General features: G+C 71.4%; 14 protein-coding genes. 7 read left to right on the top strand and 7 right to left on the bottom strand.

All coding sequences use genetic code 11. The annotated features are described in order from the left end of the window. Positions 1-48 precede the first annotated feature (48 nt). From ACGFI7_RS23785 to ACGFI7_RS23765, 5 genes are read left to right on the top strand one after another with little or no spacing between them, the layout of a single operon-like run. Positions 49-1,044 (top strand): ABC transporter permease, encoded by a 996-nt coding sequence (locus ACGFI7_RS23785; RefSeq protein WP_393408100.1) that lies wholly within the window; start codon positions 49-51, stop codon positions 1,042-1,044. After that, positions 1,041-1,931 (top strand): ABC transporter permease, encoded by an 891-nt coding sequence (locus ACGFI7_RS23780; protein WP_393408098.1) that lies wholly within the window; start codon positions 1,041-1,043, stop codon positions 1,929-1,931. Before ACGFI7_RS23785 ends, ACGFI7_RS23780 begins: the two co-directional genes overlap by 4 nt. After that, positions 1,928-2,869: an ABC transporter ATP-binding protein gene (locus ACGFI7_RS23775; RefSeq protein ID WP_393408096.1), complete on the top strand. Its 942-nt coding sequence runs from the start codon at positions 1,928-1,930 to the stop codon at positions 2,867-2,869. Before ACGFI7_RS23780 ends, ACGFI7_RS23775 begins: the two co-directional genes overlap by 4 nt. After that, positions 2,869-3,759 (top strand): ABC transporter ATP-binding protein, encoded by an 891-nt coding sequence (locus ACGFI7_RS23770; protein WP_393408094.1) that lies wholly within the window; start codon positions 2,869-2,871, stop codon positions 3,757-3,759. The genes ACGFI7_RS23775 and ACGFI7_RS23770 overlap by 1 nt, the downstream gene beginning before the upstream one ends. After that, entirely contained in the window at positions 3,756-6,137 is a 2,382-nt protein-coding gene (locus ACGFI7_RS23765) for a glycoside hydrolase family 2 protein (protein WP_393408092.1), read from the top strand. The genes ACGFI7_RS23770 and ACGFI7_RS23765 overlap by 4 nt, the downstream gene beginning before the upstream one ends. A 111-nt stretch (positions 6,138-6,248) precedes the next feature. Here ACGFI7_RS23765 and ACGFI7_RS23760 read toward each other — a convergent pair whose 3' ends face one another. Genes ACGFI7_RS23760 through ACGFI7_RS23735 form a run of 6 tightly spaced genes read right to left on the bottom strand, consistent with a single transcriptional unit; the run spans position 6,249 to position 11,967 of the window. Continuing rightward, positions 6,249-6,722: a hypothetical protein gene (locus tag ACGFI7_RS23760; RefSeq protein ID WP_393408090.1), complete on the bottom strand. Its 474-nt coding sequence runs from the start codon at positions 6,720-6,722 to the stop codon at positions 6,249-6,251. Between the two features lie 34 nt (positions 6,723-6,756). Continuing rightward, positions 6,757-7,662, bottom strand: a complete 906-nt coding sequence (locus ACGFI7_RS23755; protein WP_393408088.1) for a DNA-processing protein DprA — start codon at positions 7,660-7,662, stop codon at positions 6,757-6,759. Between the two features lie 27 nt (positions 7,663-7,689). Further along, complete coding sequence (locus ACGFI7_RS23750; protein ID WP_393408086.1) at positions 7,690-8,595, bottom strand: RDD family protein; 906 nt, start codon at positions 8,593-8,595, stop codon at positions 7,690-7,692. A gap of 14 nt (positions 8,596-8,609) precedes the next feature. Next, positions 8,610-10,028 (bottom strand): pyridoxal phosphate-dependent decarboxylase family protein, encoded by a 1,419-nt coding sequence (locus tag ACGFI7_RS23745; protein ID WP_393408083.1) that lies wholly within the window; start codon positions 10,026-10,028, stop codon positions 8,610-8,612. Further along, positions 10,025-11,356: an MFS transporter gene (locus ACGFI7_RS23740; protein WP_393408081.1), complete on the bottom strand. Its 1,332-nt coding sequence runs from the start codon at positions 11,354-11,356 to the stop codon at positions 10,025-10,027. Before ACGFI7_RS23740 ends, ACGFI7_RS23745 begins: the two co-directional genes overlap by 4 nt. After that, positions 11,353-11,967, bottom strand: a complete 615-nt coding sequence (locus ACGFI7_RS23735; RefSeq protein WP_393408078.1) for a TetR/AcrR family transcriptional regulator — start codon at positions 11,965-11,967, stop codon at positions 11,353-11,355. Before ACGFI7_RS23735 ends, ACGFI7_RS23740 begins: the two co-directional genes overlap by 4 nt. Before the next feature lie 113 nt (positions 11,968-12,080). Here ACGFI7_RS23735 and ACGFI7_RS23730 point away from each other — a divergent pair, with 113 nt between their 5' ends. Further along, a complete protein-coding gene (locus tag ACGFI7_RS23730; RefSeq protein WP_393408075.1) occupies positions 12,081-13,109 on the top strand; it encodes a LacI family DNA-binding transcriptional regulator in 1,029 nt (342 codons plus the stop codon). A gap of 55 nt (positions 13,110-13,164) precedes the next feature. On the opposite strand, the gene ACGFI7_RS23725 is transcribed toward ACGFI7_RS23730, so the two are convergent. Beyond that, the gene (locus ACGFI7_RS23725; protein ID WP_393408073.1) at positions 13,165-13,476 is read right to left on the bottom strand and encodes a hypothetical protein; all 312 of its coding nucleotides are present in this window, start codon (positions 13,474-13,476) and stop codon (positions 13,165-13,167) included. A gap of 349 nt (positions 13,477-13,825) precedes the next feature. Between ACGFI7_RS23725 and ACGFI7_RS23720 the strand changes: the two genes are divergently transcribed. Then, complete coding sequence (locus tag ACGFI7_RS23720) at positions 13,826-14,683, top strand: hypothetical protein (protein WP_393408070.1); 858 nt, start codon at positions 13,826-13,828, stop codon at positions 14,681-14,683. Positions 14,684-14,688: the final 5 nt, after the last annotated feature.

Genomic DNA, 14,688 nt, shown 5'->3' with positions numbered 1-14,688 from the left:
CCCCCTCCGTCCGTCCTCCTGGCGGAGGGGGTCCTTGGGGAGATCCTCGTGCGCCAATACTTCGGCAGGAAACTGTTCATCTACGGCCTGACCTTCGTGGCCGCCGTCACGGTCAACTGGGTGATCCCGCGCTTCATGCCGGGCGACCCGGTGGCGAGCATGCTGGCCAGGGCCCGGGTCTCGCAGCCCGCGGCCGTGGAGGCGATGCGGGTCTACTACACCAACCTCTTCGGCCTCGACCAGCCGGTCTGGCAGCAGTACCTGAACTTCTGGGGGGCGCTGTTCCGGGGCGACTTCGGGCTCAGCATCTACGTGTTCCCGACGCCGGTGGCCGACGTCATCCTGCGCGCGGTCCCGTACACGCTGGGGCTGATGATCCCGGCGGTGCTGCTCAGCTACTGGGCGGGCAACCGGTTCGGGGCGTTCGCCGCGCGCAGGAAGCTGCTGGACAACACCGCCCTGCCGGTCGGCTACGTCCTCACCGCGACCCCGTACATGTGGCTGGCCGTGCTGCTGGCCTGGGGGTTCGGCGTGGTGGCCGGGTGGTTCCCGGTGGCCGGCGGCTACAGCTTCTCGCTCCAGCCGAGCTGGTCCTGGACGTTCCTGTCCGACCTGCTGCACCACTGGACGCTGCCGTTCCTGTCGCTGTTCCTCGTGGCGCTCGGCGGGTGGGCGATCGGCATGCGCAACATGATCATCTATGAGCTGGAGTCGGACTACTCCACCTACCTGGCGGCGCTCGGCGCGCCGGCCAGGCTGATCCGCCGCTACGCCTACCGCAACGCGATCCTGCCCCAGATCACCGGCCTGGCGCTGCAGCTCGGCGTGCTGGTGGCGGGCGCGCTGGTCACCGAGATCGTCTTCTCCTACCCGGGCCTCGGCAGCCTGATCCTCAAGGCCATCCAGAACCAGGACTACTTCCTGCTGCAGGGCTCGTTCATGTTCATCGTCATCGGGGTGCTGGTGGCCAACTTCATCATCGACATCGTGTACGTGCTGATCGACCCGCGCACGCGCACCGGGATGGCGGGAGCGCAGGCATGACCACGGCCCCCACGACCGCGCTGCCCACCGAGGAGCGCGTGGTGCGCCGCGAGGCGCTCTACTTCGCCGTACGGAACCCGAAGCTGCTCATCGGCTTCGCCATCGTGCTCACGCTCGCCCTGGTCGGCCTGCTCGGGCCGGTCGTCTGGCACGTGGACGCGCCCAACGAGTACGTCGCCATGCCGATGCTGCCGCCCTCGTCGGAGCACTGGTTCGGCACCACCACCCAGGGCCAGGACGTCTTCACCCAGTTCGTGTACGGCCTGCGGACCACCTTCCTGGCCGGGGCGATCGGCGGCGGCATCGCGGCCGTGATCGCCATGGTGATCGGCTTCACCGCCGGCTACCGGGGCGGGCTGGTGGACGAGGTGCTCAACATGCTCACCAACATCGTGCTGGTCATCCCGACGCTGGCCGTCCTGATGATCATCAACGCCTACCTCGGCATCCGCAGCGTCGGCATGCAGGCGCTGCTGATCGGCCTCACCTCGTGGCCGTGGGCGGCGCGGGCGATCCGGGCGCAGACGTTCTCCCTGCGGTCCAGGGACTTCGTCGACCTGGCCAGGCTGAGCGGGGTCGGCACGCCCAGGATCATCGCGCGGGAGATCGCGCCGAACATGAGCAGCTACCTGTTCATGACCTTCATCCTGCTGTTCGGCAGCTCGGTGCTGATCGCCGCCTCGCTGGACTTCATCGGGCTCGGACCCACCGAGGGCGTCTCGCTCGGGCTGATGCTGCAGAACGCGACCCAGTGGAGCGCGCTCCAGCTCGGCCTGTGGTGGTGGTTCGTGCCGCCGGGCGCGGCCATCACCGCCGTGGTGGGCGCCCTGTACGTGGCGAACGTCGGCCTCGACGAGGTCTTCAACCCGAAGTTGAGGGAGACATGAGTCTGCGGGTCAGCGACCTGAGGGTGCACTACAGGACACTCCGAGGTGATGTGAAGGCGCTCGACGGGGTCTCCTTCACCATGGACGACGGCGAGATCCTCGGTCTCGCGGGCGAGTCCGGCTGCGGCAAGACCACGCTGGGCAAGAGCCTCATCCGGATGGACGGCCGGATGCGCCACGTCGGCGGCACCGTCGAGCTCGACGGCCGGGAGCTGCCGATCGGCGACGACCGGGCGATGAACCCCTTCCGCTTCCACGAGATCTCGCTCATCCCGCAGTACTCGATGAGCGCGATGAACCCCACCCGCCGGATCGGCAAGATGGTGGGCGAGCTGCTGCGCTCGCGCGGCGTGACGCTCGACAGGAAGGAGCTGGAGAGCCGGATCGGCCTGGTGGGGCTGCCGCGCGAGGTGCTCGACCGCTACCCGATCGAGCTGTCCGGCGGCCAGAAGCAGCGCATGGTGATGGTCATCTCCACGCTGCTCGACCCGGCGCTGCTGATCGCCGACGAGGTCACCTCCGCGCTGGACGTGTCCACCCAGAAGGCGGTGGCCAAGGCGCTGCTCGGGTTCCGCGACGGCGGCTACGTCAAGAGCATGATCTTCATCACCCACGACCTGGCGCTGACCTCGCACATCGCCGACACGGTCATGGTCATGTACGCGGGCAAGCTGGCGGAGAAGGCGCCGTCGGGCAAGCTGATCAAGGCGCCGAAGCACCCGTACACGAAACTGCTGATCAACTCGCTGCCGGAGATCGGCGTCCGCCACGCCGAACGCAAGCTGGCCGGCATCCCCGGCAGCCCGCCGTCGCTGTTGAACCCGCCTCAGGGCTGCCGCTTCCGCGACCGCTGCCCGCTGGCGGGCGAGGTGTGCGCCGAGGAGCCGCCGGTGACCGAGATCGAGCCCAACCACTTCGTCGCGTGCTGGAAGGCCTGATGCTGAAAGTCGAGAACGTCACCAAGGTCTACAAGGTCGGGACCTTCGGCGGGCGGACGCTGACAGCCGTGGACGCGGTGAGCTTCGAGGTGCGGCCCGGCGAGGTCGTCTCCCTCATCGGGGAGAGCGGCAGCGGGAAGAGCACGATCGGCAAGATGATCCTCGGCCTGATCCCGATGACCGGCGGGTCCATCACCGTGGACGGCGTGCCGGTCAAGCCGGGCAAGGAGTACTACCGGACCGTCCAGGGCGTCTTCCAGGACCCGTTCAGCTGCTACAACCCGATCTTCAAGGCCGACCGGGTGTTCCGGATGATCAAGGACAGCTACTACCCGGCGGTGCCCGAGCGGGAGTGGGCCGAGCGGGTCGACACCGCCGTCGAGGACGTGCGGCTCAACCCGCGCGAGGTGCTCGGCAAGTTCCCGCACCAGCTCAGCGGCGGTCAGCTGCAACGCCTGCTGATCGCCAGGGCGCTGCTGCTCGACCTGAAGCTGCTGATCGCCGACGAGATCACCAGCATGCTGGACGCCTCCACCCGCATCGACGTGCTCAACCTGCTCGCCGAGCTGAAGGGCCGCGGGCTGAGCGTGCTGTACGTGACGCACGACCTGTCGCTCGGCCACTACCTGGCCGAGCGGACGGTCGTGCTGCGCAGCGGCGCCGTGGTCGAGATGGGGCCGACGCCCACGGTGTTCGACGGCCCCCTGCACCCCTACACCAGGCAGCTCCTGTCGTCCGTGCCCCGGCTGCACGTCCCGTGGGAGGACGCCGCGCCGGTGGAGACCTGCCTGTACCACGAGCACGGCGCGACGGGCGGCCTGTACGAGGCCGCGCCCGGCCATTTCGTGGCCTGCGCCAAGCTCGACGACTGCCGAGGAGAACCTTCTTGAGCTCGTACCGACCGTTGCACGACGGCTGGGTCCTGTCGGCGGAATCGGGGGACGTGGCGGCCACGGTGCCGGGGTGCGTGCACACCGACCTGCTGGCCGCCGGTCTCATCGACGATCCGTACCTGGACGACAACGAGAACCGGCTCGGCTGGATCGGCCGCACCGCGTGGACGTACACGACCGCGTTCTCCTGGACGGGCGACGAGCACGAGCGCACCGACCTCGTGTGCGCGGGGCTGGACACGGTCGCCGAGATCACCCTGAACGGGGTGCGCGTCGCCGCCACCGCCAACCAGCACCGCTCCTACCGGTTCCCGGTGCGGCACCTGCTGCGCGAGGGCGGGAACACGCTCACCGTCACCTTCGCCTCGGCGCTGGAGTACGCGGAGGAGCGGCGGGCCGTGCTCGGGTTCCGCCCGGGCGCGTACGAGGCGCCGTACGCGTTCGTCCGCAAGATGGCCTGCAACTTCGGCTGGGACTGGGGGCCCGCCCTGGTCACCGCCGGGATCTGGCGGCCGATCGGGCTGGAGAGCTGGAGCGGCGCCCGCCTGGCAGAGGTCCGCCCGCTCGCCACCGTCGCCGGCGACGGCTCCGGCAGGGTGGACGTGCACGTCAGGGTCGAGCGCGCCACCGAGGAGCCGCTCACGCTGGCCGCCGAGGTGGCCGGGGTCGCCGCCGAGGTACGGCTCGCCGCCGGTCAACGGGACGCCGTGGTGCCGCTGGCGGTTCCCGGACCGCGGCTGTGGTGGCCTCGCGGGTACGGGGAGCAGCACCGCTACGAGCTGACCGTGCGGCTCGGGGACTCGTCGTGGACCGGGAAGATCGGGTTCCGCACGGTCTCGCTGGAGCGGGAGGCGTTCCGGCTGTCCGTCAACGGCACGCCGGTGTTCGTCCGCGGCGTCAACTGGATCCCCGACGACTGCTTCCCCACCCGGGTCACCCGCGACCGGCTCGCCGAGCGGTTCGGCCAGGCGGCCGGCGCGGGCGTCAACCTGCTGCGCGTCTGGGGCGGCGGCCTGTACGAGAGCGACGACTTCTACGACCTGGCCGACGAGCTCGGGCTGCTGGTGTGGCAGGACTTCCCGTTCGCCTGCGCCGCCTACCCGGAGGAGGAGCCGTTCCGGTCGGAGGTGGCCGCCGAGGCGCGCGAGCAGGTGACCCGGCTCGCCCCGCACCCGAGCCTGGTGCTGTGGTGCGGCAACAACGAGAACCTGGAGGGGTACGCCGACTGGGGCTGGCAGGACAAGCTGGAGCACCGGAGCTGGGGCGGCGGCTTCTACCACGAACTGCTGCCGTCGATCGTCGCCGAGCTGGACCCGACCAGGCCGTACATCCCGGGCAGCCCGTTCTCCGCCGACCCCGCCGCCCCGCCGCTCGACCCGTCCAGCGGCACCGTCCACATCTGGGACGTGTGGAACCGCGAGGACTACCGCCACTACGCCACCTACACGCCCAGGTTCGTCGCCGAGTTCGGCTTCCAGGGGCCGCCCGCCTACGCCACGCTCCGCCGCGCCGTCTCCGGCGACCTGGCCGCCGACGCGCCGCTGGTGCTGCACCACCAGAAGGCGATCGACGGCAACGGCAAACTGCTGCGCGGCCTCGGCGACCACCTGCCCGCGCCCTCGACGTTCGACGACTGGCACTACCTCACCCAGCTCAACCAGGCCCGCGCCATCGCCTTCGGCGTCGAACGGTTCCGGTCGCTGGCCCCGTACTGCATGGGCACGATCGTCTGGCAGCTCAACGACTGCTGGCCGGTCACCTCCTGGGCGGCGGTCGACGGCGACGGCAGGCGCAAACCCCTCTGGTACGCGCTCCGCCGCCTCTACGCCGACCGGCTGCTCACGGTGCAGGATTCCGCGGTGGCCGTGGTCAACGACTCCCCGGCGGCGTGGCGGGGCTCGCTGCTCGTGATGCGCCTCGGGCTGGACGGCGAACCCCTGGCCAAGGACGTCCTGGACGTCTCGGCCGCACCCCGGTCGGTGGCCCGCATCCCGCTCCCGCCCACGGTCGCCACCCCCGACGACCCGGCCCGCGAACTCCTCTCGGTCCGCCTCGGCGACACGCGCACCCTGTCCTTCTTCACCGAGGACCCCGCCGTCGCCTTCCCCCCGGCGTCCTACGACGCATCCGTCGACCAGGCGCCCGGCGGCTACCGCGTCACGGTCACCGCCCACACCCTCCTGCGCGACCTGTCCCTCTTCCCCGACCGCCTGGACCCCGCCGCCACGGTGGACACCATGCTGATCACCCTCCTCCCGGGCGAGACCACCACCTTCCACATCACCACCGACGCGACCCTGCCCCCCTCGGCCCTCACCGCACCCCCGGTCCTCCGCTGCGTCAACGAGGCCCGCGACCGCAGCCCGCTCCTGTGATGGGACAGATGTCCAAGGAGTACTCACGCTCGGCGAGAATCCGTTGAAAGGCAGCTTCAGTGTTGGCGGGCTTGTAGTCGGTCCGAATGCGGCGTGCGATGACCACGATGGTCACTTCAGCCGCGCCCGCGAGAAGGAGCGTCGCCGCCGCTGACTGTGCGTGACCGCCCTGGACCCATGTGTCCTCCAGGAGAACGAGGTGCCGGTTGGCCACAGCCGCTGGTGGGGCACCACCGCCATCCCGGTGACAGGCTCGGACGCGAACGTGTCGAGACACCGAGCATGGACATCGGCGAATCCCATGAGGAGAAGGAGGAGCCGTTGGTAGGAGGGATTGCGGAGCCGATATGCCTCGGGAATGGGTTCTTTGTAGCGGTACATGTCCCGGTCGGCCTGGGTGCCCGCGACGGCATAGGTCAGAGGAACGACTCGACGCGCGACCGGCAGCACGCCCTGACGGGCATCCATGCTGCAGCGGTAGCACCTTCGGTAGTCCTCGGATACGGGTCCTGTGCAGACGTCGCAGGTGACATTCGGGATCCAGAGGGGGTTCGTCATGATGGCGCCGAGGCGGTCGCGGATCATGTCCCGGAGCCGGGAGGATGTCTCCGCCAATGAGTCAGCCGATCCTCGAGAGCAGGTCCTCGAGTTGCTGGGGACGGTCGAGCAGATCGTCGACGATGGCCATCGCCTCGCGGGCGTCCTGAGCCACGTGGACGTCGGGCTTGCGCGCCGTAGCTCGTCCCCACTCCGTGCGGTCGAGCACCGATCGCATCAGGATCACCGGACGACCGTGCTCCACCGCCTTGCGCGCCTGGATGCGCGTGCCGCTGCGTTCGCTCGCCTCGACGATGATCGTGGCCAGGCTGTAGCCCGACATCGTGCCGTTGCGTATGGGGAACGTCGTCTTGTCCGGCCCTCTGTCCGGCCAGAACTGGGAGAGCACGGCCCCTTGCTCGGCGACCTCTCGGTGAAGCTCGAGATTCTCCGGGGGGAAGTGGCGCCGGATGCCGGTGCCGATGACCGCCACCGTCCGCCCGCCGGCCCTGAGCGCGGCCTGGTGCGCGGCGGTGTCGACCCCGGCCGCCAGGCCCGAGACCACGGTGAGCCCGCGCTCCACCAGCCGTGTGGCCAGGGTGGTCGCCAATGATCGGCCTTCCGGCGAGACCGTCCGGGAACCGACGACGGCGACCCCGTTGTCGTCGTTGAGGACCTGTCCCCGTGCGAACAGCAGCGGAGGCCGATCGAACACATCCCTCAGCGGGCAGGGGTATGCGTCATCGCCCAGGGTGATGACCTGGATGCCCTCCCGGTTCCAGCCGGCGATCTCTTCCTCGGCCTGATCGATCGCTTCGTCCAGGGGGTCGGAGAACAGGTCCACGGGGGCGAGGCAGGCACGCAGCAGCGTCTCGGCCGATGCGCCTTCGGTGAGCTTCTGGACGACGTCGCGCTCGCTCTTCTCCGTGGGCGTCCGGCGAAGCAGCGCGACCAACGCCGCGCGCGCCCTGTCAGCCTGTCGCCCCATGTCCACAGCGTAGTGTGGCGATCAGCCTCACGTCATCCTCGACGTCGAACACCTGACCGAGGTGTCCAGGAGGCGGTCGTGGAGCAGGTGCCCTTCCTTGTCGACGAACGACCACAGGACGTCAAGGGCCAGCCACAGCAGCCCGTAAGTTGGCCACAGCACGGCGACGGGGAAGAGCAGCGCCCGCAGCGCCGCCTTCCCCGGCCCGGCGCCCTCCACCCGGAGTCCGAGCAGGCGTTTGCCAGGTGTGGTGCCGCGGGGAATCCAGACGTACAGGAAGAGCAGCGCCACCAGGGCCAGGTCCTCCAGGCGAAGGCCAGGCCAGGAGAAGAGCAGGCCGGACCTGGGCCGGTAGCGGCCGTCGAGGAGGAGGTCCACCAGGCCCCAGGCCACGAGGAAGATCGCGTAGTCGGCTGCCAGGGCCGCCGCCCGCAGGCCGAGGGGCTGGAGGGCGGGGGCCGGGTGGGACGGCCGGCCCGGTGGGGCGAGCAGGACCAGGGTGGCCGCGAGCAGATAGCAGAGCTGGTCGGGCCCCCATTGACCGGCGACGTCGGCGAACCATTCGGGGCTGAGCACCAGGATGGTGAAGTCCGCGGAGACCGACCTGACGGCCGCCAAAGTCACCAGCCCCCAGGCGACCCGCCGCGCCGCCGCCTCCGGGTTCGCCTGGCGCAGGCGGCCGACGAACCCGGCCAGCACCAGGACGGCCGGGAGCGCCCAGGTCACGGCGGCCGTCGCGACCGCGCCGAGGTGGGTGAGCAGCGGCGTCAGCACCGGCGTCCCGGAGAAGCGCGGGTACGGGCGCACCAGGCCGACGATGTAGGGGAGGCCCTCCGGCGCCAGCCGCTCCTCCCACGCCCACCAGGTGGGCACCAGGGCGACCAGGGCGGCGGCCGACCAGGCGGCGAGGGAGAGGCGCGGTAACGGGGGCACGAACGCAGACCGTACTAGCTGTAGATCACCGACAGGAATCGGATCAGGATCGCCTCCCGCAGCTCGGCCGGGAGCGCGTCCAGCACGGCGTTGACCACGGCCATCCGGGGCTGACCCGCGCCCGGACGCAGGTCGACGCCCACGGAGGCGGCCAGTTCCGCGAAGGTGGCGTCGTCCAGCGCGTCCAGGTCCAGCCCGGTGATCAGCTCGACCAGCCCGTCGGGGACGGCGGGCGGGCCGAGATTGCGGGCCGACTCCGCCGACTCGGCGATCACCTTCAGCATCGCGTCGACCCCGGCCAGCGTCACGCCCGTGACGGTGACGTGCAGGTTCGCCGGGATCCCGGCGTACGAGAGCTGCGGCTGCAGGAACCAGCCGCGGGCCCGCGCCTCGTCGGCGAGCGTGAACACGTCCACGTCCTCGCCGGTGAACGCGACCAGCGTCGACCCGGGCGAGCCGAGCACGCGCAGCCCGCCGATCCCGGCCAGGCCCGCGCGCAGCCGGTTCGCCGCCTCCAGCGTGGCCCGCCCCAGCTCGACGTATCCTTCCCGGCCGAGGGCCTGGAGGGTGGCCCAGGCGCCGCCGAGCGGCCCGGCGGAACGGGAGCTCTGCACGGTCGCGTTGATGATCGTGTAGCCGGGCCAGGCCGCCGACGCGAAGTAGGCCCGCCGCCGCATCGCCGGGTCGGCGAACAGCACCACCGACGCCCCCTTGGGCGCGTACCCGAACTTGTGCAGGTCGCAGGAGATCGACGTCACCCCCGGCACCGACAGGTCGAACGGCGGCACGTCCGCCCCCGCCTCGCGCAGCCACGGCAGCAGCCAGCCGCCCACGCACGCGTCCACGTGACAGGACACCCCGGCCCGCGCCGCGATCCCGGCGATCTCGCCGACCGGGTCGACCACCCCTTGCGGGTACGAGGGAGCGGACGCGACGACCAGCACCGTGTTCTCGTCGATGGACGAGGAGATCGCCCGCACGTCGGCCTGGAACGTCTCCAGGTCCACCGGCACCGCCCTGACCTCGACGCCCAGGTAGTGGGCGGCCTTGTGGAAGGCCGGGTGGGCGGTGACCGGCAGCACCAGGTTGGGCCGGGGCCTGGCGGCCGCGTCGCGGGCGGCCTTCACCGCCAGCATGATCGACTCGGTGCCGCCGCTGGTGAAGATGCCGTGACCGCCGCCGAGCAGGTCGGCGACCGCGCCGACGACCTGCTTCTCCATCTCGACGATGCTCGGGAACGCCGTCGGGTCGAGGCAGTTGACCTCCAGCATCGCGGCGTAGCCGCGGGCCGCCGCCTCGTGCACCTCGGGCCGTCCGGTGTCGTACACGTAGGAGGTCACCTGACCGCCCCGCACGGGCAGGTCGTGCTCGGTGAGCCGGGCCAGCTCCGCGAGCAGGTCCTCGGCCGTCCTCCCGGTCTCGGGCAGGTTCAACGGTTCTCCTTCGGTGAGGTGGCGAGCCGGCCGTAGCGGACGATGAACGGCAGGCTGAGCAGGATGAGCAGGGCGGGCAGCGCGGTGAACCCGAGCAGCAGCCCGGTCAGCGCGGCGGGCTCCTGAGCGACCGGCGTCTCGGCGGACGCGGAGACGAACCCCGCGACCGACAGCACCAGCGCGTACAGGCCGGGGCCGAGCGCCAGCCCGGCCGTCTCGCCCGCGGTCCACAGCCCGGTGAACGCGCCCGCCTGCGCGTGCCCGGTGCGGACGGCGTCGGCGTGCACGGTGTCGGGCAGCATGGCCAGCGGGAGCAGTTGCAGCGCCGCGTAGCAGATCCCGGCGACCGCGATCAGCGCCAGCGTGACGGCCGTCGCCCGCAGGGAGATCGCCGGGACCAGCGCCACCGCCACCACGCCGAACCCGATCGAGGCGGCCAGGTAGCAGCGGACCGGGCCGTACCGGCCGGCCAGCCGCGCCCACACCGGGACGGCCGGCATGCTGGGCGCCACCAGGCAGACGAACATCACCGTCGTCAGCGTGTAGTCGCCGAACCGGTACGCGGCCACGTACGGGGCGCCCGCCAGCATCACCGCCACCGCCAGCGCCTGCACGACGAACGCCGCCAGCAGCGCGAAGAACGGCGCGTTGCCGCGGGCGAGCCGGAACGCCGCCACCGCCCCGAGCGGCTTGGGCCCCGGCGCGGAGGCCACCCAGCGGGTCGAGAGCGTGGCGGTGAACAGCGCGGCGGCCATCACCGCGCCGATCACCACGCCCATGACGACGTAGCCGGGCCTGCCGCCGCCCGCCAGGTCCACCACGGCCGGGGCGAGCCCGCCCGCGACCAGGATGCCGACGGTCAGGCAGACCACCCGCCACGACATGATCCGGGTGCGCTCCGACGGCGACGGCGACATCTCCGTGGGCAGCGCCACGTACGGGACCTGGAAGAAGGCGAACGCGGTCGCCGCCAGCAGGAACGCGACCCCGGTCCAGAGCGCGCCGGGCACGCCTTCCGGCACCGCGAACATCAGCGCGAACGCCACCGGCAGCAGCCCAGCCCCGGTCAGCAGCAGGCGGGTGCGGCGGGCGGTGCGCACCGCCTCGCGGTCGCTGACGGCGCCCACCAGCGGGTTGAGCAGCACGTCCCAGATCTTCGGCGCGACCAGCACCGCGCCCGCGAGCGCGGCGGGCACGCCGAGCATGTCGGTCAGGTAGTACAGGAGCAGCAGGCCGGGCACGGTGGAGAACACGCCGGTGCCGACGGAGCCCACGCCGTAGCCGAGCAGCCGCCCCCGGCCGAGCCGCTCGCCCGCCAGCGCCGTCATGGCGCCTCACCCGGCAGGCCCAGCGCGCGGTGCACGGACAGGTGCAGGTAGCCGCGGAAGCGGCGCAGCGCCGCCGGGTCGCCCACGCCGCGCCGCCGGCCGTCGGCGTCGAGCACGCCGCCCTTGGCGAAGCCGTGCACGCACCAGATCACCGACCAGAGCGCGTACTCCACGTCCACCCGGCTGTCGATCAGCGGGCGCAGGGTGGTGGTCACCGTCGTGACGAGCGGGGTCACGTACCGGCGCTCCAGCTCGTTCACGTCGCCGGCGTCGGAGAGCCAGCGGTGCATCCACAGCGCGGGCACCTCCGGGTGGGCCACGCAGAAGTCGAGGTAGGCGTCGATCAGGTGGTGGATCGCGGTCACCGGGTCGCCGCCGGGCATCGCGGCCAGCGCCGACTCCAGCGCCGCGCGTTCGGCGCGGTGGGCGCGCTCCATCACCGCCAGGTAGAGCTCGCGCTTGCCGCCCACGTGGTAGTTGACGGTGGCGATGTTCAGCCCGGCCGCGTCGGCGATCTTCCTGGTGGAGGCGCCGTCGTAGCCGTGGGCCGCGAACAGCTCCGTGGCCGCCTTGAGGATCACGGCGGCCTGCGGGTTCTCCGGAGGGCTCATGGACCGAACCTAGTTCTGCCGGCAGACTCCGTCAATCGTTTGATGGAGAGCCTGGCCGCGAAATCGGTTATCCCCCTGTTAGCGTTATTGCAAAAGAAGTGGGGGGTGAGCGCATGGCCGGCAAAGGAGACGAACCCGCGGCTCCGCGCAGGCCCGCGGTGCTGGGTGACGTGGCAGCACTGGCGGGTGTCTCGGCGATGACGGTCTCACGGGTGCTCAACGCGCCGCACCGGGTGCGCGCGGAGACCCGTGAGCGGGTGCTCGCCGCCGTGCGCGAGCTCGACTACTGGCCCAACCTGGCCGCGCGCCAGCTCGTCACCGGCCGCTCGGGCGTGCTCGGCGTGGTCAGCATCGACACCACCCTGTACGGTCCCGCGTCCACTCTCTACTGCATCGAGCAGACGGCCAGGCTCAGCGGCTACAGCGTCAGCATCGCCAGCCTGAGCCTGCTCAGCAGGCGGTCCATCGAGGAGGCGGTGCGGCGGCTGCGCGCCCAGGCGGTCGACGGCGTCGTCATCCTCGCCCCGCACGAATCCGCCGCCGACGGCCTGCGCCACCTGCCGCGCGACCTGCCCGTGGTGGCGGTCGACGCAGGGGAGGACATCCCCGTCCCCGTCGTCACCGTCGACCAGCGCGCCGGGGCGGCCCGGGCCACCCGCCACCTGCTCGACCTGGGCCACCGCACCGTCCACCACCTGGGCGGGCCCGTCGACTGGCTCGACGCCAACTACCGGATCGACGGCTGGCGGCAGGTGCTGGAGTCCTCGGGCCGCCCGGTCCCCGAGCCGCTGCGCGGCGACTGGAGCCCGCGCTCCGGCCACGAGCTCGGCCGGATGCTGGCCGACGACCCCTCGGTGACGGCGATCTTCGTGGGCAACGACCAGATGGCGCTCGGCCTCATGCGGGCCCTGCGCGAGGCCGGCCGCCGGGTGCCCGACGACGTGAGCGTGGTGGGCTTCGACGACATCCCCGAGGCGGCCTACTTCTGGCCGCCGCTGACGACGGTACGCCAGGAGTTCGGCGAGGTCGGCAGGCACGCCTTCCACCTGCTGCTCGACCGCATGGCGGGGCACACCGAGCCGGCCCGCCGCCTGGTCGAACCCCAGCTCGTCGTCCGCGAGAGCACCGCCCCCGCCCCGTAGCGCGACGGGCCGGGCCGTACGGGTGGCGCCCGTACGGCCCGGAGTCGTGCGCGGGTCAGCAGCCGCCTCGTTCGTACGCCCTGAACACGAAGCGCCACTGGCCGACGTACCTCGCCGCGCCCGCCGGCACGCAGAAGTAGGTGTTCCCGCCCACCCAGTAGGTGACGAAGATGTTCTGGTTGGCGCCGGCGCAGTTCTTGTACATGGCCGCGTCGCCGTCCCGGTAGAGGCCGCAGGAAGAGGCCATGTGGGTGCGCTCCTGGGCGGCGCTCGCCGGGGCCGGGCTCGCGGTGAGCAGCGCGGCGCTGATGGCCGCGACGGTGGTCAGCAGGGTGAGGGGGGACAGCTTCTTGGTGATGCCTGACATGGGTGAACTCCTGTTCTCTGTGCTCGGCCGCGCCGCCCTGTGACGGCCTGCGGCTGATGCGCTGCCCGGGTGGGCTCACGGCTCAGCGAAGCCGCCGCGGCCGGGTGTCCAACAGGGGCTCGGACACACCCGTCCGAGCTGGTCCGCGAGGTGGCCAGTCCCGGACACCGCGCGACCCCGCCGCGGTGGCAGGTCATCCGCCGGACACGGAGGGTCATCGTCCGTACACTTTTCAGGCGGATGTGGGAGGCGAGTGGGCATCAGGGCAGGGGCTGAGGTGAGCAAGAGTCCTGACGGCGGCGACGATCCAGGGCCGGTCCTGGAGTCGGTGGCTTGCCATGAGGATCTGGTGACGCTGCTGGCCGAGCAGTTCGCGCGGTCCGACGCGTCCCTCCGGCAGTTGCAGGCACGGGCCGATCGGGCCGGCGGGGAGCGGCTGCCGCGCGCCACCTGTGCGGACATGCTGGCCGGCCGGCGTTTCCCCAAGAAGGGGCTGATGATGGCGTTCCTGCGGGCCTGCCAGGTTCCCGAGTCACACCTTCCGGCGTGGGAACGGGCTTGGGAACGGGCCTGCCTCGCCCGAATGCCTGCCGCGTCAAGGCCGGGCGACGAAACGCGGGCGGCTCCGGCTCGGGCCGTCCGCTGGAAACAGCGCCGCGTCGTGGTGCCGGTCATCCTGACAGCCGTGGCGGTGGCCGGTGCCCTGGGGATGTTCATCAGCTGTGCCCCCAATCCCATCATCACCGACGACGGTCGTGCGTTCGGCCGTGGCGGGTCGAGCCGGTTCACCGTGACCGTCGACCCGGCCAACACCGGAGTGCGGCTGACCCGTCGCCTGGATGCCTCCGTCGGCCGGCAGTGTGCCACCATCCAGGTGAACGGGACGCCGGCCGGACAATGGAACCCGCTGCCCGCCACCGGGCTTCGCTACAGATGGAGGGACCAGCTCTTCCACATTCCGCCACAGCTGACCGCCGGCCGGAGTTCGCTCACCGTCGTCAACACCTTCAAGGACTCCACCATCGACTTCAACGAGTTCCGCTACACCGTCGAGCACAAGGTCAGGGGCGCCTGGGACGTCGCCGCCGTCGTCGACGTCGGCAACGCCGCCAGTGAGGCGGAGCACGGCTACCGCCTCACCGGCCTGGAGACCTTCGACGGCCACCGCACGTCCGCCTACCCGCCGTCGGCTCATCTTCGGCCGTGAATCCG

The sequence above is a fragment of the Nonomuraea sp. NPDC048826 genome (assembly GCF_043198225.1).
Lineage (GTDB): Bacteria > Actinomycetota > Actinomycetes > Streptosporangiales > Streptosporangiaceae > Nonomuraea.
The sequence above is the reverse complement of the archived record's forward strand: the minus strand, read 5'-3'. Positions and strand labels throughout refer to the sequence as shown.